This window comes from Pseudomonas sp. GW822-FHT01E03 (assembly GCF_058802985.1).
Genome location: NZ_JBXAOQ010000017.1, coordinates 12,216 through 31,373, shown reverse-complemented (window position 1 = coordinate 31,373; position 19,158 = coordinate 12,216). Strand labels below are relative to the sequence as shown.

At 60.4% G+C, this 19,158-nt stretch carries 16 protein-coding genes; 14 read left to right on the top strand and 2 right to left on the bottom strand.

Annotated features, from left to right (window positions below):
* Positions 1-5: 5 nt before the first annotated feature.
* From AC1RP7_RS25875 to trpE, 10 genes are all read left to right on the top strand, one after another.
* Positions 6-2,402, top strand: a complete 2,397-nt coding sequence (locus AC1RP7_RS25875; RefSeq protein WP_493183157.1) for a PAS domain-containing sensor histidine kinase — start codon at positions 6-8, stop codon at positions 2,400-2,402.
* 91 nt (positions 2,403-2,493) lie between these two features.
* On the top strand, positions 2,494-3,147 hold the full coding sequence (locus tag AC1RP7_RS25870) for a response regulator (protein WP_191622237.1): 654 nt from the start codon (positions 2,494-2,496) through the stop codon (positions 3,145-3,147).
* Between the two features lie 358 nt (positions 3,148-3,505).
* Complete coding sequence (locus AC1RP7_RS25865) at positions 3,506-4,630, top strand: ABC transporter ATP-binding protein (protein WP_046039490.1); 1,125 nt, start codon at positions 3,506-3,508, stop codon at positions 4,628-4,630.
* 48 nt (positions 4,631-4,678) lie between these two features.
* Positions 4,679-5,722, top strand: coding sequence for an ABC transporter substrate-binding protein (locus AC1RP7_RS25860; protein ID WP_057713080.1), 1,044 nt, complete (start codon positions 4,679-4,681; stop codon positions 5,720-5,722).
* A 214-nt stretch (positions 5,723-5,936) separates the two neighbouring features.
* Positions 5,937-7,184, top strand: a complete 1,248-nt coding sequence (locus AC1RP7_RS25855) for an ABC transporter permease (RefSeq protein WP_007980201.1) — start codon at positions 5,937-5,939, stop codon at positions 7,182-7,184.
* Positions 7,185-7,196: 12 nt separating this feature from the next.
* A complete protein-coding gene (locus AC1RP7_RS25850) occupies positions 7,197-8,021 on the top strand; it encodes an ABC transporter permease (protein WP_007980200.1) in 825 nt (274 codons plus the stop codon).
* 237 nt (positions 8,022-8,258) lie between these two features.
* The gene (locus AC1RP7_RS25845) at positions 8,259-9,407 is read left to right on the top strand and encodes an iron-containing alcohol dehydrogenase (protein ID WP_493183159.1); all 1,149 of its coding nucleotides are present in this window, start codon (positions 8,259-8,261) and stop codon (positions 9,405-9,407) included.
* Positions 9,408-9,522: 115 nt separating this feature from the next.
* Positions 9,523-10,197, top strand: coding sequence for a ribulose-phosphate 3-epimerase (gene rpe / locus AC1RP7_RS25840; protein ID WP_007980198.1), 675 nt, complete (start codon positions 9,523-9,525; stop codon positions 10,195-10,197).
* Positions 10,194-11,012 (top strand): phosphoglycolate phosphatase, encoded by an 819-nt coding sequence (locus AC1RP7_RS25835; RefSeq protein ID WP_057713082.1) that lies wholly within the window; start codon positions 10,194-10,196, stop codon positions 11,010-11,012. Before rpe ends, AC1RP7_RS25835 begins: the two co-directional genes overlap by 4 nt.
* 69 nt (positions 11,013-11,081) lie before the next feature.
* Entirely contained in the window at positions 11,082-12,563 is a 1,482-nt protein-coding gene (gene trpE, locus AC1RP7_RS25830) for an anthranilate synthase component I (protein ID WP_090451734.1), read from the top strand.
* Positions 12,564-12,781: 218 nt separating this feature from the next.
* On the opposite strand, the gene estP is transcribed toward trpE, so the two are convergent.
* A complete protein-coding gene (estP, locus tag AC1RP7_RS25825) occupies positions 12,782-14,692 on the bottom strand; it encodes an esterase EstP (protein ID WP_493183160.1) in 1,911 nt (636 codons plus the stop codon).
* Between the two features lie 408 nt (positions 14,693-15,100).
* Here estP and AC1RP7_RS25820 point away from each other — a divergent pair, with 408 nt between their 5' ends.
* From AC1RP7_RS25820 to AC1RP7_RS25805, 4 genes are all read left to right on the top strand, one after another.
* Positions 15,101-15,694, top strand: coding sequence for an aminodeoxychorismate/anthranilate synthase component II (locus AC1RP7_RS25820; protein WP_007906885.1), 594 nt, complete (start codon positions 15,101-15,103; stop codon positions 15,692-15,694).
* A 9-nt stretch (positions 15,695-15,703) separates the two neighbouring features.
* Positions 15,704-16,753 (top strand): anthranilate phosphoribosyltransferase, encoded by a 1,050-nt coding sequence (trpD, locus tag AC1RP7_RS25815; RefSeq protein WP_057713085.1) that lies wholly within the window; start codon positions 15,704-15,706, stop codon positions 16,751-16,753.
* Positions 16,750-17,586, top strand: coding sequence for an indole-3-glycerol phosphate synthase TrpC (gene trpC, locus AC1RP7_RS25810; RefSeq protein ID WP_090451728.1), 837 nt, complete (start codon positions 16,750-16,752; stop codon positions 17,584-17,586). The genes trpD and trpC overlap by 4 nt, the downstream gene beginning before the upstream one ends.
* Before the next feature lie 146 nt (positions 17,587-17,732).
* Entirely contained in the window at positions 17,733-18,434 is a 702-nt protein-coding gene (locus AC1RP7_RS25805) for a lipoate--protein ligase family protein (protein WP_493183164.1), read from the top strand.
* A 10-nt stretch (positions 18,435-18,444) separates the two neighbouring features.
* Here AC1RP7_RS25805 and crp read toward each other — a convergent pair whose 3' ends face one another.
* Positions 18,445-19,089, bottom strand: a complete 645-nt coding sequence (crp, locus tag AC1RP7_RS25800; RefSeq protein ID WP_154861053.1) for a cAMP-activated global transcriptional regulator CRP — start codon at positions 19,087-19,089, stop codon at positions 18,445-18,447.
* Between the last annotated feature and the right edge of the window lie 69 nt (positions 19,090-19,158).

Genomic DNA, 19,158 nt, shown 5'->3' with positions numbered 1-19,158 from the left:
GTTCAATGATGCTTTTTCGCTGCCTGTGGGTTATCGGCTGTTTGTGGTTTCCCTTGATGGGCTGGGCGGCCACCGCGCCCCCGGCGCCCGCTGCCCAACTGTCCCCGGAACAACGGCACTGGCTGGCGCAGCAGGGCGAGTTGCGGGTCGGCGTGGTGTTGCAGGCGCCCTATGCGCAATACGATCGCCGCTTGCAGCGCCTGTCCGGGGTGAACGTCGAGTTGATGAAGTGGCTCGCAAAAAACCTCAATGTCGAACTGAGCTGGCGCAATTTTCCCGATCTTGAGCAATTGGAAGCCGCGGCCCGCGAGGGCGAAATCGACATCGCTCCGGGGGTGACCCAGACCCCTGGCGGGCTGCGCCTCTGGCAGTTTTCCGACCCCTACATGCGGGTGCCGCAATTGGTGGTCAGCGATCAGAAAAGCGCTGGCGCGGTCGAGCTGGAAAAACTCGACAGCCAGACCCGCGTCGCCGTGCGCATGCCCAGTGCCATCGCCGATTACCTGCGCAGCAACTTCCCGCACCTAAATCTGCAAGGCGTGCCGATGGAACGCCAGGCATTGCAATTATTGGCGGGCCAGCAGGCGGCTTATGCGGTGGTCGATGAGGCGCAGCTGGGACGCTTGTCGGTCGAACCGGAGTTCGCCGGATTGGTGGTGGTGGGGGATGTCGGTCTGCCGCAGTTGCTGCGGGTGGCCACGCTCCGTGACAAACCGGAACTGGCGGGCATTGTCGAAAGTGCATTGCGGGCGATCCCGGCCAAGGATCTGGAGCAACTGCACAATCAATGGCTGCAGCCCAAGTATCCGCGGCTCACCGAGTCGCCGGGGTTTTGGCAGAACCTCTGCCTGCTGCTGGCCGTGTTGGTGATGAGTTGCATGGCCATCGTGGTCTGGCAGCGTCGCCAGCAGCACAGCCTGGAGCAGCGCCTGTTGGCCGCGCAGGAAGACATCGCATTGCGCGCCGCCAGCGAAGAGGCCTTGCGGCTCACCCAGTTTTCCATCGACCAGAGCACCGTCGGCATCCTCTGGGTCAACTGGGACAGCCATGTGCGCTACGCCAACCGCGCGGCGGAAAGCATGCTGGGCTATCCGGCCGGAGGGATCATCGATCGGCCCCTGATCGATTTCGAGCCCGGCCTGCACATGGACCGCTGGCTGAACCTGTGGAAGCGCGCCCGGGCCAGTGAGGAGGGCCCGCAAAGTTTCGAATCCAATTGCGTGCGGGCTGATGGCAGCATCCTGCCGGCCGATGTCTCGTTGAGTTTCTTGCGCTTTCGCGATGGCGAATACTTGGTGGTTTACCTCAACGATGTCACCGAGCGGCGCCGCGCCCTGGCGGCCTTGCAGGAAAGCGAGGCGCGGCTGCAAGGCATCGCCGCCAACGTTCCGGGGCTGGTTTTCCGGCTGGAGCGGGCGCCAGTAACCGGTCAGATCGACTTTGCCTACATCAGCGAAGGCAGCGAAAGCCTGGTGGGGTACTCGCCGGCCACGCTGGCGCATCGCGATAAAGGCCTGCGCAGCCTCGTGCATCCGGATGACAAGGTCAGCTATCACCAGACCCAGGATCATGCGCTGGATACCGACAGCGACTGGTCGTGGCAGGGGCGAATCCTGACGCGTCAGGGCGAGCAGCGTTGGGCGGAAATCAAGGCCATCACCCGCCGGCTGGAAGACGGCGCCTATGTTTGGGACGGGATCGTCTGGGACATCAGCGAGAGCAAGCGCATCGAAATTGAACTGGCCAGCTCCCGGGAACAACTGCGTGAGTTGTCCGCGCACCTGGAAAGCGTGCGCGAAGAAGAAAAAGCGCGCATTGCCCGGGAAGTTCACGACGAATTGGGGCAGATGCTCACCGTGTTGAAGCTGGAAACGTCCATGTGCGAACTGGCGTACGCCCAGCTCGACCCTGGTCTTAACGAGCGCTTGAACAGCATGAAGCGCTTGATCGCTCAATTGTTTCAGCTGGTCCGTGATGTGGCCACGGCATTGCGACCGCCGATTCTCGACGCAGGTATCGCCTCGGCCATTGAATGGCAGGCCCGCCGGTTCGAGGCGCGCACGCAGATCCCGTGTCTGGTGCAGGTGCCGGACAATTTGCCGGTGCTCAGCGATGCGAAGGCAATCGGCCTGTTTCGAATCCTTCAGGAGGCGCTGACCAATGTCATGCGGCACGCCCAGGCGCATACTGTTGAACTGACACTGACCCTTGAAGGCAACGAATTGTGTCTGACGGTCAGCGATGATGGCGTAGGATTTGTCGCCGCGCCTGGCAGGCCAACGTCCTTTGGGATCGTCGGCATGCGTGAGCGGGTGTTGATCCTGGGCGGCGAGTTGTCGCTGGAGAGTGAGCCGGGTGAGGGTACGACGTTAGAAGTGCGAGTGCCTCTGGACGAATCCTGAAGAATTTGTGGTGTCTGTGCTGACGCCTTCGCGAGCAAGCTCGCTCCCACAGGGGAACGTATTCCAAATGTGGGAGCGAGCCTGCTCGCGAATGATCTTGAACCTGGAGAAGAACGTGATCCGTGTACTGGTAGCCGAAGACCACACCATTGTCCGCGAAGGCATCAAGCAGTTGATCGGCCTGGCCAAGGACTTGCTGGTGGTGGGGGAGGCGAGCAATGGCGAGCAGTTGCTCGACACCTTGCGTAATGTGCCTTGCGAAGTGGTGTTGCTGGACATCTCCATGCCGGGCGTCAACGGCCTGGAAGCGATTCCGCGGATTCGCGCCCTGAACAATCCGCCGGCGATCCTGGTGCTGTCGATGCACGATGAAGCGCAAATGGCCGCCCGGGCGCTGAAGGTCGGGGCTGCCGGTTATGCAACCAAGGACAGCGATCCGGCACTGTTGCTGACGGCCATTCGCAAAGTGGCGTCAGGCGGGCGTTACATCGACCCGGAACTGGCCGACCGCATGGTTTTCGAGGTCGGTCTTACTGACTCGCGTCCATTGCACTCGTTGCTCTCCGAGCGCGAATTTTCCGTGTTCGAACGCTTGGCCCAGGGCGCCAACGTAAACGACATCGCCCAGCAACTGGCGCTGAGCAGCAAGACCATCAGCACCCACAAGGCGCGGCTGATGCAGAAGCTCAACATCACCTCGCTGGCGGAACTGGTGAAGTACGCGATGGAACACAAGCTCCTCTAAAGCACATCGCTGTACCTGTGGGAGCGAGCTTGCTCGCGATAGCGGCGGGTCATTCAGCACCGATGTTGAATCTGATGCTGCCATCGCGAGCAAGCTCGCTCCCACAGAGATCTCCATCAAGTATCCGATTACCGGCATATCCAAAAGCGACATGTTTTTGCAGCGGCTTTGCCGATTCTTGCGGCTTGCAGCTTGAAGCGTGCTGCTGCCCTATCCATCCCCGCCATCCTTGTAGGGAAATCCCTACCCCCAACCTTCCATCCGGCTGAGGCGAATCTCTCTTGCGCCCCGATTTGCGCGGTCCCCAGCGTCCACTAGGCTTAACCCCACAGCAGTCATCAATAACAAAGGTGTGGGTATGAGCCAGGTCGATTCAAGCGCAGGGGCCAATGATGTTCTGGTCAGCTTTCGTGGAGTGCAGAAGAGCTACGACGGCGAGAACCTGATCGTCAAGGACCTCAACCTGGATATTCGCAAGGGCGAATTCCTCACATTGCTCGGGCCGTCCGGCTCCGGCAAGACCACCAGCCTGATGATGCTCGCCGGCTTCGAAACGCCGACCGCGGGCGAAATCCTGTTGGCCGGGCGCGCCATCAACAACGTGCCGCCGCACAAGCGCGACATCGGCATGGTGTTCCAGAACTACGCGTTGTTCCCGCACATGACGGTGGCCGAGAACCTGGCGTTCCCGCTGACCGTGCGTGGCATGAACAAGAGCGACGTCAGTGCACGGGTCAAGCGCGTGCTGAGCATGGTCCAGCTCGATGCCTTCGCCCAGCGCTACCCGGCGCAGCTCTCCGGTGGTCAGCAACAGCGTGTGGCATTGGCCCGCGCGCTGGTGTTCGAGCCGCAACTGGTGCTGATGGACGAACCCCTCGGCGCACTCGACAAGCAGCTGCGTGAACACATGCAGATGGAGATCAAGCACCTGCACCAGCGCTTGGGCGTGACCGTGGTCTACGTGACCCACGATCAGGGCGAAGCCTTGACCATGTCCGACCGCGTGGCGGTGTTCCATCAGGGCGAAATCCAGCAGATCGCTCCGCCGCGCACCCTCTACGAAGAGCCGAAAAACACCTTCGTCGCCAACTTCATCGGCGAGAACAACCGCCTCAATGGCCGCCTGCACAGCCAAACCGGCGACCGTTGCATTGTGGAACTCGGGCGCGGTGAGAAGGTGGAAGCCTTGGCGGTCAACGTTGGCCAGACCGGCGAGCCGGTGACCCTGTCCATTCGTCCGGAGCGAGTGAGCCTCAACGGCTCCAGCGACCAATGCGTCAACCGCTTCTCCGGGCGAGTCGAGGAATTCATCTATCTGGGCGACCACGTCCGGGTTCGCATGGAAGTCTGCGGCAAGACCGACTTCTTCGTGAAACAGCCAATTGCCGAGCTTGATCCCTCGCTCGCCGTCGGCGATGTGGTACCGCTTGGCTGGCAGGTCGAGCACGTTCGCGCGCTCGATCCACTTTTAGAGGCGCATTGATCGCCCCGGCAACACCAACACCAACCCTGCACGTGGAGAGAACAATAAATGTTGAGATCCCTGAAATTCACCGCTTTGGCACTGGGCATGATGGGCGCGGCACACGCAATGGCGGCCGGCCCGGATCTGACTGTGGTGTCCTTTGGCGGTGCGAACAAGGCGGCTCAGGTCAAAGCCTTCTATGCACCTTGGGAAGCGGCAGGCAACGGCAAGATCGTGGCCGGCGAGTACAACGGCGAAATGGCCAAGGTCAAGGCCATGGTCGACACCAAGAGCGTGTCCTGGGATCTGGTAGAGGTTGAGTCGCCGGAACTGTCCCGTGGTTGCGACGAAGACATGTTCGAGCAACTGGACCCGGCGCTGTTCGGCAAGACCGAAGACTACGTCAAGGGCGCCATCCAGCCTTGCGGCGTGGGTTTCTTCGTGTGGTCGACCGTGCTGGCCTACAACGCCGACAAACTGAAATCCGCACCGACCAGCTGGGTGGATTTCTGGGACACCAAGCAGTTCCCGGGCAAGCGTGGCCTGCGTAAGGGCGCCAAGTACACCCTGGAATTCGCACTGATGGCCGACGGCGTTGCGCCGAAAGACGTCTACAAAGTGCTGGCTGGCAAGGACGGTCAGGACCGCGCGTTCAAGAAGCTCGATGAGCTCAAGCCGAACATCCAGTGGTGGGAAGCTGGCGCACAACCGCCGCAATACCTCGCTTCCGGTGACGTGGTCATGAGTTCGGCCTACAACGGTCGTATCGCTGCCGTGCAGAAAGAAAGCAACCTGAAAGTCGTGTGGAACGGCGGCATCTACGACTTTGACGCATGGGCCATTCCAAAAGGTCTGGATGCCAAGCGCGCCGAAGCGGCGAAGAAATTCATCGCCTTCTCGGTACAGCCACAGCAGCAGAAGACCTACTCGGAAAACATCGCCTACGGCCCGGCCAACACCCAAGCCGTGCCGCTGCTGGCCAAGGATGTCCTGAAAGACATGCCGACCACCCCGGAAAACATCGCCAACCAGGTGCAGATCGACGTCAGCTTCTGGGCTGACAACGGCGAGCAACTGGAGCAGCGCTTCAATTCCTGGGCTGCGAAATAAGCAGAGGGCTCGCCCTCCTGTGAGGGCGAGCTTTTGTGGCGAGGGGGCTTGCCCCCGTTCGGCTGCGTAGCAGTCGTAAAACCATTGCATGCGGTGCATCTGATGCATCGGGAATGCAGGTTTCGGGGTCGCTACGCGACCCAACGGGGGCAAGCCCCATCGCCACAAGTTCGCTCCCACATTACCGATTGATCAAAGATTTGCGGAGTACGTCATGGCTATCGCCGTTCCCCTGAACGAGGGCACCAGCCCCACCTTGAAGCAGCGGCTCAAGCACGCCGAGCGGGTCAACCGCTGGAAGGCCCAGGCGTTGATCGCGCCGCTGGTGCTGTTTCTGTTGCTGGTGTTCCTGGTGCCGATCGTGGCGCTGCTCTACAAAAGCGTTGGCAACCCGGAAGTGGTCGGCGGCATGCCGCGCACTGTGACTGCCATCGCCAGTTGGGATGGCCGAGGCCTGCCCGCTGAACCGGTTTACAAAGCAGCGGCCGAAGACCTCGCCGAGGCTCGCAAGAATCAGACCCTGGGCGATCTGTCCAAGCGCCTGAACATGGAACTGGCCGGCTATCGCAGCCTGCTGACCAAAACGGCCCGCGCCTTGCCGCTTGCCACTGAACCGGCCTCCTATAAAGAAGCGCTGGAAGGCCTCGATGAGCGTTGGGGCGACCCGGCCTACTGGCAAGCGGTGCGCCGCAACACCAGCAGCATCACCCCGTATTACCTGCTGGCGGCTGTCGATCACCGCATCGACGACCTCGGCGAAATCGCCCCGGCCACCCCGGACCAGGCGATCTACCTCGACATCTTCGCCCGCACCTTCTGGATGGGCCTGATCATCACCGTGATCTGCCTGGTGCTGGCGTATCCTCTGGCTTACCTGCTGGCGAACCTGCCATCGCGCCAGAGCAACCTGCTGATGATTCTGGTGCTGTTGCCGTTCTGGACCTCGATCCTGGTACGAGTCGCGGCGTGGATCGTGTTGCTGCAATCGGGTGGCCTGATCAACAGCGGCCTGATGGCCATGGGCATCATCGATAAGCCGATCGAGTTGGTGTTCAACCGCGTCGGTGTCTACATCTCGATGGTGCACATCCTGCTGCCGTTCATGATCCTGCCGATCTACAGCGTGATGAAAGGCATCTCGCCGACCTACATGCGTGCCGCGATTTCCCTCGGCTGCCATCCGTTCGCCAGCTTCTGGCGGGTGTACTTCCCGCAGACCTATGCCGGTGTCGGCGCCGGTTGCCTGTTGGTGTTCATCCTCGCCATCGGCTACTACATCACCCCGGCATTGCTGGGCAGCCCGAACGACCAAATGGTCAGCTACTTTGTCGCCTTCTACACCAACACCAGCATCAACTGGGGCATGGCGACCGCACTTGGTGGGCTGCTGTTGCTCGCGACGGTCGTGCTTTATCTGATTTACAGCTGGCTGGTAGGCGCAAGCCGCCTGCGCCTGAGCTAAGGGGAGAACGAAATGCTGAGTCCTTATATGTCGCCCATCGAACGGGTGTGGTTCTACAGCTTGCGGATTCTCTGCGGCTTGATTCTGTTGTTCCTGATCCTGCCGGTGCTGGTGATCATTCCGCTGTCGTTCAACTCCGGCAGTTTCCTGGTGTACCCGCTGCAAGGCTTCTCATTGCAGTGGTATCACGATTTCTTCGCCTCGGCGGAATGGATGCGCGCCCTGAAGAACAGCATCATCGTCGCCCCGGCGGCTACGGTGCTGGCCATGGTCTTCGGTACGCTGGCGGCCATCGGCCTGACCCGTGGCGACTTTCCCGGCAAGGCGCTGGTGATGGCGCTGGTGATTTCACCGATGGTGGTGCCGGTGGTGATCATCGGTGTGGCCAGTTATCTGTTCTTTGCTCCGTTGGGATTGGGTAACAGCTTCTTCTCGCTGATCGTGGTGCATGCGGTGTTGGGTGTGCCGTTCGTGATCATTACCGTGTCGGCGACCTTGCAGGGGTTCAACCACAACCTGGTACGGGCTGCTGCGAGCCTGGGCGCTTCGCCGCTGACCACGTTCCGCCGGGTGACCTTGCCACTGATTGCGCCGGGCGTGATCTCCGGGGCGCTGTTTGCCTTTGCGACTTCGTTCGATGAAGTGGTGGTGACGCTGTTCCTCGCCGGCCCAGAGCAAGCGACCCTGCCACGGCAGATGTTCAGCGGCATCCGCGAAAACCTCAGCCCGACCATCGCCGCGGCCGCGACGCTGTTGATTGCCTTCTCGGTGATCCTGTTGCTGACCCTGGAATGGTTGCGTGGGCGTAGCGAGAAACTTCGTACTGCGCAGGTCTGAAGCCACACACCGACCCACTGCAACTTGTAGGAGCGAGCTTGCTCGCGATGGTCGCCAACGATAACGCGGGCCTTCTGAATGCCCGCGTCGCTCTCAGGTTCATCGCGAGCAAGCTCGCTCCTACAGTGTTATTTGGTGTTCCCGGAAACCTTGGTCATTCATGACCTGAATACCAGCCAACTCCAAATCCCCAGCTACTATTGTGCCCAGCTCCCCTATCTATAAGAGGCTGCGCACATGAGTCTTTCCTCTTTCAAAATCGCTCACAAACTGATCACCGGCGCAGGTGCCATCGAGCGGCTGGCCGCTGAGCTGACACGCCTGGACATCGACAACCCACTGATCGTCACCGACGTCGCCCTGGTCAAGTCCGGCACGGTAGAACTGGCACTGGCGCAGTTGGGTGGCCGCTCCTACGAAATCTTCGACCGTGTGCTGCCGGACCCGGAAATCGCCATCGTCGAAGATTGCATGCAGGTTTACCGCGACGGCGGGCATGATGGACTGATCGGCCTGGGCGGCGGGAGTGCCATCGACATTGCCAAGAGCGTGGCAGCCTACGCCGGGTACCACGGTGCGCTGGAGGATCTGTTCGGTATCGATCAGGTCCCGCGCAAAGGTCCGCCGCTGATCGCCATCCCGACCACCGCCGGCACCGGCTCGGAAGTGACCAACGTCGCCATCCTTTCCGACAAGGTCGCGCAACTGAAGAAGGGCATTGTCAGCGACTACCTGTTGCCGGACGTGGCGCTGGTCAGTCCGCAAATGACCCTGACCTGTCCACGCAGCGTCACGGCGGCCAGCGGTGTCGATGCACTGGTGCACGCTATCGAGTCCTATCTGTCGGTCAACGCCTCGCCGATTACCGATTCCCTGGCTATCGGCGCCATCAAGCTGATCGCCAAGGCTTTGCCCAAGGCCTACGCCAACCCGTCGAACCTGCAAGCCCGGGAAGACATGGCCACTGCCAGCCTGATGGCCGGCATGGCGTTCGGCAACGCCGGCGTTGGCGCGGTGCATGCGCTGGCATATCCGCTGGGCGGGCGCTTCAACATTGCCCATGGGGTCAGCAATGCCTTGCTACTGCCCTATGTCATGACCTGGAACAAGATGGCCTGCATCGAACGCATGCAGGATATCGCCGAGGCCATGGGCGTGAAGACCGCTCATTTGAGTCTCAACGAAGCGGCCGACAAAGCCGTGCAAGCCATGGCCGAACTGTGTGCCGCCGTGGAAATTTCCCAGGGCCTGCGCAGTTTCGGTGTGCCCGAGGACGCCATCCCGTCCATGGCCGTGGAAGCGGCGGGGATCGAGCGCTTGATGCGCAACAATCCACGCAAATTGAGTGCCGTCGATATCGAAAAGATCTATCGCGCGGCGTACTAGAGCCATTGCCGCTGATGGATGATGGCAAGGTCCAATCATCGCGCTCACGGTGCGCGCGTCAAAGCATGAGGTATACAATGCGCGCCATCGTGATTCTGCTCAGTAAAGGTGCGTCATGCAGCCCTTCGTAATTGCTCCGTCGATTCTCTCCGCCGACTTCGCCCGCCTGGGTGAAGAAGTGGACAACGTCCTGGCCGCCGGCGCCGACTTCGTGCACTTCGATGTCATGGACAACCATTACGTGCCAAACCTGACCATCGGCCCGATGGTTTGCTCGGCACTGCGCAAGTACGGCGTGACCGCGCCGATCGACGCGCACCTGATGGTCAGCCCGGTGGACCGCATCGTGGGCGACTTCATCGAAGCCGGCGCGACTTACATCACCTTCCACCCGGAAGCCACCCAACACGTCGACCGTTCCCTGCAACTGATCCGCGAAGGCGGCTGCAAGTCGGGCCTGGTGTTCAACCCGGCAACCCCGCTGGACGTGCTCAAGTACGTGATGGACAAGGTCGACATGATCCTGCTGATGAGCGTCAACCCGGGCTTCGGCGGGCAGAAGTTCATCCCTGGCACCCTCGACAAATTGCGCGAAGCGCGGGCGCTGATCGATGCTTCGGGCCGTGACATTCGCCTGGAAATCGACGGCGGCGTGAACGTGAACAACATTCGCGAAATCGCTGCGGCTGGCGCTGACACCTTCGTCGCCGGCTCGGCCATCTTCAATGCGCCGAACTATCAGGAAGTCATCGACAAGATGCGTTCCGAACTGGCGCTGGCTCGCCCATGAGTGGTTTTGAGCAGCTGTTCCCGGGGCAACTGCCGCGGCTGGTGATGTTCGATCTGGACGGTACGTTGATCGACTCGGTCCCGGACCTGGCAGTGGCTGTGGACAAGATGCTGCTCAAACTCGGTCGCCAATCCGCCGGTCTGGAAGCGGTGCGCGAATGGGTCGGCAATGGCGCGCCGGTGCTGGTGCGTCGGGCGCTGGCTGGCGGTCTTGATCATGCTGCGGTCGATAACGACGAGGCCGAACGGGCGCTGGAGTATTTCATGCAGGCTTATGGCGAGAGCCATGAGTTGACCGTGGTTTACCCCGGCGTTCGCGACACCCTCAAATGGCTGCAGAAGCAGGGCGTCGAGATGGCGCTGATCACCAACAAGCCGGAGCGTTTCGTCGCGCCGCTGCTGGATCAGATGAAAATCGGCCGTTATTTCCGCTGGATCATCGGCGGTGACACCCTGCCACAGAAGAAACCCGATCCGGCCGCGCTGTTCTTCGTGATGAAAATGGCCAATATTCCGGCTTCTCAGTCGTTGTTCGTTGGCGATTCGCGCAGCGATGTGCTGGCGGCGAAAGCGGCGGGAGTCAAGTGCGTAGCCCTGAGCTACGGCTATAACCACGGCCGACCGATCGCGGAAGAATCGCCGGCGCTGGTGATCGACGACCTGCGCAAACTAATTCCCGGTTGCCTGGATCCGGCCGCTGAGATAACGTTGGCCGACGCTGTCAAACCCCCTTCTGGAAACGCCATCGTGGTGGTCACTCGCAAACTCTGGATGAAAGTCATCAAGGCCCTGGCCCGCTGGCGTTGGCGCGCCTGACTTGATCCTGGCCGGTTTCCGGCGCGTTTGCATACCTGACTGTTCGATCCTCAAGCCACGAGGCACCTCATGATCCGCGAAGAATTCCTGCGTTTGGCCGCTGCCGGCTACAACCGCATCCCGCTTGCCTGCGAAACCCTGGCCGACTTCGACACACCGCTGTCGATCTACCTGAAGCTGGCCGACGAGCCCAATTCCTACTTGCTGGAGTCCGTACAGGGCGGCGAGAAGTGGGGCCGTTACTCGATCATCGGCCTGCCGTGCCGTACCGTGCTGCGGGTTCACGATCATCACGTCAGCGTGACCGTCGATGGCGTCGAGACCGAAAGCCACGATGTGGAAGACCCGCTGGCCTTCGTCGAAACCTTCAAGGCTCGCTACAACGTGCCGACCATTGCCGGCCTGCCGCGTTTCAACGGCGGCCTGGTGGGTTACTTCGGCTATGACTGCGTGCGTTATGTGGAAAAGCGCTTGGGCAAGTGCCCGAACCCGGACCCGCTGGGCGTACCGGACATTCTGCTGATGGTGTCCGACGCCGTGGTGGTGTTCGACAACCTGGCCGGCAAGATGCACGCCATCGTCCTGGCCGACCCGTCCCAGGATGACGCCTTCGAGCAAGGTCAGGCACGCCTGGAAGAGTTGCTGGAAAGACTCCGTCAACCAATCACCCCACGCCGTGGCCTGGACTTCAGCAAGCAACAATCGGCTGACCCGGTGTTCCGCTCCAGTTTCACCCAGGACGATTACGAAAAAGCCGTCGACACCATCAAGGAATACATCCTGGCTGGCGACTGCATGCAGGTCGTGCCGTCCCAGCGCATGTCGATCGATTTCAAGGCGGCGCCGATCGATCTGTATCGCGCGCTACGCTGCTTCAACCCGACGCCTTACATGTACTTCTTCAACTTCGGCGACTTCCACGTCGTCGGCAGTTCACCGGAAGTATTGGTGCGGGTCGAAGACAACCTGATCACCGTGCGCCCGATTGCCGGCACCCGTCCGCGGGGAGCCAATGAAGAGGCAGACCTGGCGCTGGAAGAAGACCTGCTGTCGGACGACAAGGAAATCGCCGAACACTTGATGCTGATCGACCTCGGTCGAAACGACACCGGTCGCGTATCGGAAATCGGCTCGGTGAAGCTCACCGAGAAGATGGTCATCGAGCGTTATTCCAACGTGATGCACATTGTGTCCAACGTCACCGGGCAACTGAAAGCCGGGCTGACGGCGATGGATGCACTGCGGGCGATTCTGCCGGCAGGCACCTTGTCCGGTGCGCCGAAGATTCGCGCGATGGAAATCATCGACGAACTGGAGCCGGTCAAGCGTGGCGTCTACGGCGGTGCGGTCGGTTACTTTGCCTGGAACGGCAACATGGACACCGCCATTGCGATCCGCACGGCGGTGATCAAGAACGGCGAGCTGCATGTACAGGCCGGTGGCGGCATCGTCGCCGACTCGGTGCCGGCGCTGGAATGGGAAGAAACCCTGAACAAGCGCCGCGCGATGTTCCGCGCCGTTGCCCTGGCCGAACAGACCCCGGAAAGCTGAGTTCACCGCTAACCTTGTGGCGAGGGAGCTTTTGTGGCGAGGGGGCTTGCCCCCGTTCGGCTGCGAAGCAGTCGCAAACGCTGTCGACTCGATAAGGCTGAAAGAATGCAAGGGGTCGCTTTGCGACCCAACGGGGGCAAGCCCCCTCGCCACAAAATGTATTCACTCAAAAAAAACGCGGCGCCTGTGAGGGCGCCGCGTTTTTTATTGCCTGCACATCAGAAGTCCAGCGCAACACCTACGTTGATGCCTTGTTGGGTGAAGTCGTCGTCCTTGCGAATGTTATAGCTGGCGCGCAGTGCCAGGTCCTTGGTGAGGTTGTGGCTCACCCCCAGGTTCACACGTTGCAAGTGACTTTGCGGGGTGTAGCCTTCCAGAGTGAACTGGTTGTTCGGCAGGCTGTTGAGGTTGATATCCACGTCCTGGGTATCGTCGTTGTACTCACGCTCGATTGCCGCTTCGCCGAACACCTGGGTTTGCGAGGTGATCTGGTATTTGCCCTGCAGGCCAGCGCCCAGGCGCCGGGAAATACGCTCCTGATCGGCAAAGGTCAGCGCCGTGGAATTGTTGCCGTCCTCCGAGTAACCATCGACTTGTACCTTGGAGAAGTCGGCGCTGACAAACGGCGACAGGTGCCAGGGGCTGCTGGCTTGTTGCGCAATGTCGTAACCCACGCGTGCGCTGAAGGCTTCGACGTAGCCGCTGGTATCGCCTTTTTCGCCGCGTTCGTTGACGCCCAGCTGGAATTTACGCTTGAGGCTGTCGTAATCCAGATGCCCGGCCGTCAACGCCGCGTCAGCCCACACACGGTTTTGCTGGTACTGGGCGAATGCCGTGCCCAGGTAAGTGTTGAGCTTGTAGTCGGAGTCGTTGTTGCCGGCTTCGAGTTCCTGGTTATAGAAACCGGCGACCAGACCAACACGCCAGGCATCGTCGAGACGATAGCTGCCACCGATGTTCAGGTTGGCGCCGTTGCCGTCGGCGCTTGCCACGCTGTCCTGACCGTCAAAGTCCTGATGCTGTCCGCCGCCGGAAACAATGGCTCGCCATTGGCCGACACCTTGCCAGTTTTCCCAATCGGCCAGCCACTGGTTGCGCAATTCATCCTGATGCGCGCGCACGGTGCCCTGGGCCATTTCCGGCAACAGGGTCAGCTCCCACGGCGCCGCCAGCAGGGAGTACGCGTAATCGGCGATCAGGCGCTGCCCGGCTTCGGTGGGGTGCACCGAGTCGTTGTAGATCAGCTTGGTCGGGTCCGGCGTGGCGCTGTTGATGCCGTAGCGGGCGTTCTCGGTGCAACCGTTGCCGCTGAAGCAGGTGGTGATGAGGTTCTGGTCGGTGGCCAGGCCAAACTGTGCCGGGTTGGCGAACGTCTCTTTGAGCAATACCGGAATGTTCAGCGGGATGACTTCGGCATTGATGTTTTGCAGTCGGCTTACCAGTTCAGTGTTGAACTGGGCGCTGAGCTGGGACGTGAACGCTTGCAGCGGGGTGCCGTTGAATGCGGGGGTAAAGCCGATATCGGGTAGCAACCAGACCATGACGTATCTGGCGCCGGCGGTTTGCAGCGTCTGCACGCTATCGGCCAGGCGGTCGGCGGCGGCACTGGCCTGTGGCAGGCTGGTGACGCGTCCTTGCAAGAAGTCGTTACCGCCACCTGACAGGTAATACAGTGCGTTCGGGTCGGCACGGAAGTTATTGGATGGAAGATAGCCGGCCCGGGTGCGTTCGCCGGTGGCGGAGGTGCTGGTAATCGAATCAAGAATCTGGTCGGTACGGTAGCCGCCTACAGCCCAGTTGTTACCATCGGGCTGGCCGTTGCTGGCGCGTACCGCCGAAGATGATGAAGCGGTCTGGTCCGCCGAGAACCCCAGTTTTCCGCCCAGAATCTGTGTGGAGTTGAGCGAGCGGACTTCGCCGCTGCCATCCAGATACACCGGCCCCGTCCGGTTGGTGAAGCGCTGCGTCGCCCCGGCAGGCCCGCCCGTGTCGGTAAAGGTCCCTGCATCGTTGAGGCTGTCCCCGAAGACAACGAAATTTGTATAAGGATTAGGTGCGGCGTTCGCCTGGGCGCATGCGATCGCGAGCAAGCATCCTGCGAGCGGTACAAACAACGTCTGTTTGATCATGAGCAAGTCCGTTTATTTATTGTTTTAGTGAACGAAACGACAGTACCAAAAACTTCCGGCCTTTTGCCATCTGTCGCGAAGCCTTTGATAGTTTCGCGGGCAGCACCCCCGGCGATATTGCGCGCTCTGCCCAGCTAAGTTACTGTGCCGGGACGTACGAACGAGACCTTCCCCGTGTTGATCATCAGTAAACTCCTGGATCAAGTCATCAAGGCACACGCCCGCTGGCGTTGGCGCGCCTGAATTCTTTTGCCGGCTTCGCCGGACCTGTACCGCTTTGCCTTCTTTACCTGTTTGAAATGCCGCTTTGCTGGCGCTACACCGGCACCTGACAAAGTGCAGCGCTCTGCGGGTAAATCATTCGAAGGCCATCTTTAAAGTCAGTGAATTCAAGAGGTTCTTAACGCCATGTTGCTGATGATCGATAACTACGACTCCTTTACCTACAACGTTGTGCAGTACCTGGGCGAGCTCGGCTCCCAGGTTAAAGTCGTGCGCAACGATGAACTGACCATCGCTGAAATCGAAGCCCTCAACCCTGAACGCATCGTTGTGTCCCCCGGTCCTTGCACCCCGACCGAAGCCGGCATCTCGATTGAAGCGATCAAGCATTTCGCCGGCAAGCTACCGATTCTTGGCGTCTGCCTCGGCCACCAATCCATCGGCCAGGCTTTTGGCGGTGATGTGGTGCGCGCCCGCCAAGTAATGCATGGTAAGACTAGCCCGGTATTTCACGAGGACAAGGGTGTATTCGAAGGCCTGAATCGTCCGCTGACGGTGACCCGCTATCATTCATTGATCGTCAAGCGCGAAACCCTGCCCGATTGCCTCGAGCTGACCGCGTGGACCCAGCTCGAAGACGGCTCGGTCGACGAGATCATGGGCCTGCGTCACAAGACTCTGAACATCGAAGGCGTGCAGTTCCACCCTGAGTCGATCCTCACCGAACAGGGCCACGAACTGTTCGCCAACTTCCTCAAACAAACCGGCGGCACGCGCTAAGGACTTTTCATGAACATCAAGACAGCCCTGAGCCGTATCGTCGATCACCTCGACCTCAGCACCGATGAAATGCGCGATGTCATGCGCGAGATCATGACCGGGCAATGCTCGGATGCGCAGATTGGCGCGTTCATGATGGCCATGCGCATGAAGAGCGAAAGCATCGACGAAATCGTTGGTGCCGTGTCGGTGATGCGCGAACTGGCGGACAAGGTCGAACTCAAGACCCTCGACGGTGTGGTCGATGTGGTGGGCACCGGCGGTGACGGCGCCAATATCTTCAACGTGTCGACCGCTTCCGCTTTCGTGGTTTCGGCGGCCGGTTGTACGGTCGCCAAACACGGCAACCGTGCAGTCTCGGGCAAGAGCGGCAGTGCCGACCTGCTGGAGGCGGCCGGTATCTATCTGAACCTGACGCCGGTGCAGGTGGCGCGCTGCATTGACAATGTTGGTATTGGTTTCATGTTTGCCCAGACTCACCATAGCGCGATGAAATACGCCGCCGGCCCGCGTCGGGATCTGGGTCTGCGTACTTTGTTCAACATGCTCGGCCCGCTTACGAATCCGGCCGGTGTGAAGCATCAGGTGGTCGGCGTATTTACCCAGGCCTTGTGCCGGCCGCTGGCGGAAGTGTTGCAGCGTCTGGGCAGCAAGCATGTGCTGGTGGTGCATTCGAAGGATGGCCTGGACGAATTCAGCCTGGCCGCGCCGACCTTTGTCGCTGAACTGAAGGACGGCCAGGTCACCGAGTATTGGGTCGAACCGGAAGACCTGGGCATGAAGAGCCAGAGCCTGCATGGCTTGGCCGTGGAAAGCCCGGCGGCTTCCCTGGAACTGATTCGCGATGCCCTGGGCAAGCGCAAGACCGAGAACGGTCAGAAAGCGGCCGAGATGATCGTGCTCAATGCCGGTGCCGCACTGTACGCGGCCGACCTTGCCAGCAGCCTGAAAGAAGGCGTTGCCTTGGCGCACGATGCGCTGCACACCGGCCTCGCTCGAGAAAAGCTTGAGGAACTGGGTGCATTTACCGCGGTATTCAAAGTGGAGAATGAGGGATGAGTGTACCGACGGTTCTGGAAAAGATTCTGGCGCGCAAGGTTGAGGAAGTCGCCGAGCGTAGCGCTCGCGTCAGCCTCGCCGAGCTGGAAAATCTGGCCAAGGCGGCCGATGCACCCCGAGGTTTTGCCAAGGCGTTGCTGGCCCAGGCCAAGTTGAAGCAACCGGCAGTCATTGCAGAAATCAAGAAAGCCTCGCCGAGCAAAGGCGTGATCCGCGAGAACTTCGTTCCCGCCGACATCGCCAGAAGCTACGAGAAGGGCGGTGCGACCTGCCTGTCGGTGCTCACCGATATCGATTATTTCCAGGGCGCTGATGCCTACCTGCAGCAGGCCCGTGCGGCATGCAACCTGCCGGTGATCCGCAAGGACTTCATGATCGATCCGTACCAGATCGTCGAAGCCCGGGCCCTGGGGGCCGATTGCGTGCTTTTGATCGTTTCCGCGCTGGATGACGTGAAAATGGCCGAGCTGGCAGCCGTGGCCAAAAGCGTCAACCTCGATGTGCTGGTGGAAGTCCACGACGGCGACGAACTGGAGCGGGCCTTGAAAACCCTCGATACTCCGCTGGTTGGCGTGAACAACCGTAACCTGCACACCTTCGATGTCAGCCTGGAAACCACCCTCGACCTGTTGCCGCGTATTCCGCGCGATCGTCTGGTCATTACCGAGAGCGGCATTCTCAACCGTGCCGATGTCGAACTGATGGAAATCAGCGACGTCTACGCGTTCCTGGTCGGCGAAGCGTTCATGCGCGCCGAAAGCCCGGGTACCGAGTTGCAGCGCTTGTTCTTCCCTGAACGCGGTGTGCCTGTCAGCGGTTCGACCCTCGACTGATTACCCGCAGATCGAGTTGACCTCTTCGCGAGCAAGCCCGCTCCCACACAGGAATTTGCTAATACCAGAAATCCACAGTGGGAGCGGGCTTGCTCGCGAAGGCGGCATAAGATGCACGACAGACTTCATGTCCTACGGAATAGCTTATGACCTCACCTATCCCCCTGACCATCGAAGCCGGCCTGCAAGCCGAACAGGACTTGCTGGCATCGGTATGCGCTGGCGACGCGGAGTTCGGCGTGCTGTTCTGGCAGCCGAGCGATCGGGCGCTGGTCATGCCGCGCCGTTTGAACCGCCTGCCCGGTTTCGAGGCTGCATGTGAAGTGTCGGCGGCGGCAGGTTGGCCGGTGTTGTTGCGTGAAACCGGTGGCGAGCCGGTGCCGCAATCGGCCTCGACCATCAACATCGCACTGGTTTACGCGCCGCCGCGCAGCGAAGGGGATCTGAATCGCATCGAAACCGGTTACCACCGTTTGTGCGATCCGATTTGTCAGTTACTGGATGAGTTGGGTGGTACTTCGTCCCTGGGTGAAATCGAAGGCGCTTTCTGTGACGGTCGCTTCAACGTCAACCTCGATGGACGCAAAATGGTCGGAACCGCCCAGCGCTGGCGCCAGAGTCAGGGTGGGCAGCGTCCGGTAGGACTGGTGCACGGAGCGATGCTGATCGATAACGAGCGAGCGTCAATGGTCGCCGCGGTCAATCGTTTCAACGAGGCCTGCGATCTGGAGCAACGGGTACGCGCCGAAAGCCACATCGCGCTGCATGAGAAGTTCGCGGCACCCAATGCACTGGCACGTCTGGACGAACTCTACCGGTTGATGTTGGCGCAGATGTTCAGCGGCTAGGTTTTCGAGCTTATCGCGTACCGAAGACCACCATGGTCTTGCCTTTGACGTCCACCAGGTTGCGTTCTTCAAGATCCTTGAGCACGCGACCGACCATCTCCCGCGAACAACCGACAATCCGCCCGATTTCCTGACGGGTCACCTTGATTTGCATGCCGTCGGGGTGCGTCATGGCGTCTGGCTGTTTGCACAGCTCCAGCAGACAGCGGGCGACTCGACCGGTTACATCAAAGAATGCCAGGTCACCGACCTTGCGCGTAGTGTTGCGCAGGCGCTGTGCGATTTGTCCGCTGAGGACGTAAAGAATATCCGGATCCTGCAGGGACAACTCGCGGAATTTCGCGTAGCTGATTTCTGCGACTTCGCATTCAACCTTGGCCCGCACCCAGGCGCTGCGCTCCTGCTCCAGGCCGGCCTGCTCAAACAGACCCAACTCGCCGAAAAAGTCCCCGGGGTTCAGGTAGGAAATGATCATTTCCCGGCCGTCGTCATCTTCGATCAGGATGGTGACTGAGCCTTTGATGATGAAGAACAGCGTTTCCGAGCGGTCGCCGGCACAAATGATGTTGCTCTTGGCCTGATAACGGCGGCGCTGGCAGTGCATCAACAGCTTGTCGACGTTCTTGATCTTGGGGTTGGGGGCAATAGCAACCATGGTTGTATCCCGAAAAGACTGCACGGTGTGTTTGGTTTTTATGAATAGTGAACGCTGGAGTAAAGCTGG

Bases quoted from the DNA above. Each gene is read 5' to 3' on its own strand.
- AC1RP7_RS25875 (WP_493183157.1), top strand. From the start codon at position 6: ATGATGCTTTTTCGCTGCCTGTGGGTTATCGGCTGTTTGTGGTTTCCC.
- AC1RP7_RS25870 (WP_191622237.1), top strand. From the start codon at position 2,494: ATGATCTTGAACCTGGAGAAGAACGTGATCCGTGTACTGGTAGCCGAA.
- AC1RP7_RS25865 (WP_046039490.1), top strand. From the start codon at position 3,506: ATGAGCCAGGTCGATTCAAGCGCAGGGGCCAATGATGTTCTGGTCAGC.
- AC1RP7_RS25860 (WP_057713080.1), top strand. From the start codon at position 4,679: ATGTTGAGATCCCTGAAATTCACCGCTTTGGCACTGGGCATGATGGGC.
- AC1RP7_RS25855 (WP_007980201.1), top strand. From the start codon at position 5,937: ATGGCTATCGCCGTTCCCCTGAACGAGGGCACCAGCCCCACCTTGAAG.
- AC1RP7_RS25850 (WP_007980200.1), top strand. From the start codon at position 7,197: ATGCTGAGTCCTTATATGTCGCCCATCGAACGGGTGTGGTTCTACAGC.
- AC1RP7_RS25845 (WP_493183159.1), top strand. From the start codon at position 8,259: ATGAGTCTTTCCTCTTTCAAAATCGCTCACAAACTGATCACCGGCGCA.
- rpe (WP_007980198.1), top strand. From the start codon at position 9,523: ATGCAGCCCTTCGTAATTGCTCCGTCGATTCTCTCCGCCGACTTCGCC.
- AC1RP7_RS25835 (WP_057713082.1), top strand. From the start codon at position 10,194: ATGAGTGGTTTTGAGCAGCTGTTCCCGGGGCAACTGCCGCGGCTGGTG.
- trpE (WP_090451734.1), top strand. From the start codon at position 11,082: ATGATCCGCGAAGAATTCCTGCGTTTGGCCGCTGCCGGCTACAACCGC.
- estP (WP_493183160.1), bottom strand. From the start codon at position 14,692: ATGATCAAACAGACGTTGTTTGTACCGCTCGCAGGATGCTTGCTCGCG.
- AC1RP7_RS25820 (WP_007906885.1), top strand. From the start codon at position 15,101: ATGTTGCTGATGATCGATAACTACGACTCCTTTACCTACAACGTTGTG.
- trpD (WP_057713085.1), top strand. From the start codon at position 15,704: ATGAACATCAAGACAGCCCTGAGCCGTATCGTCGATCACCTCGACCTC.
- trpC (WP_090451728.1), top strand. From the start codon at position 16,750: ATGAGTGTACCGACGGTTCTGGAAAAGATTCTGGCGCGCAAGGTTGAG.
- AC1RP7_RS25805 (WP_493183164.1), top strand. From the start codon at position 17,733: ATGACCTCACCTATCCCCCTGACCATCGAAGCCGGCCTGCAAGCCGAA.
- crp (WP_154861053.1), bottom strand. From the start codon at position 19,089: ATGGTTGCTATTGCCCCCAACCCCAAGATCAAGAACGTCGACAAGCTG.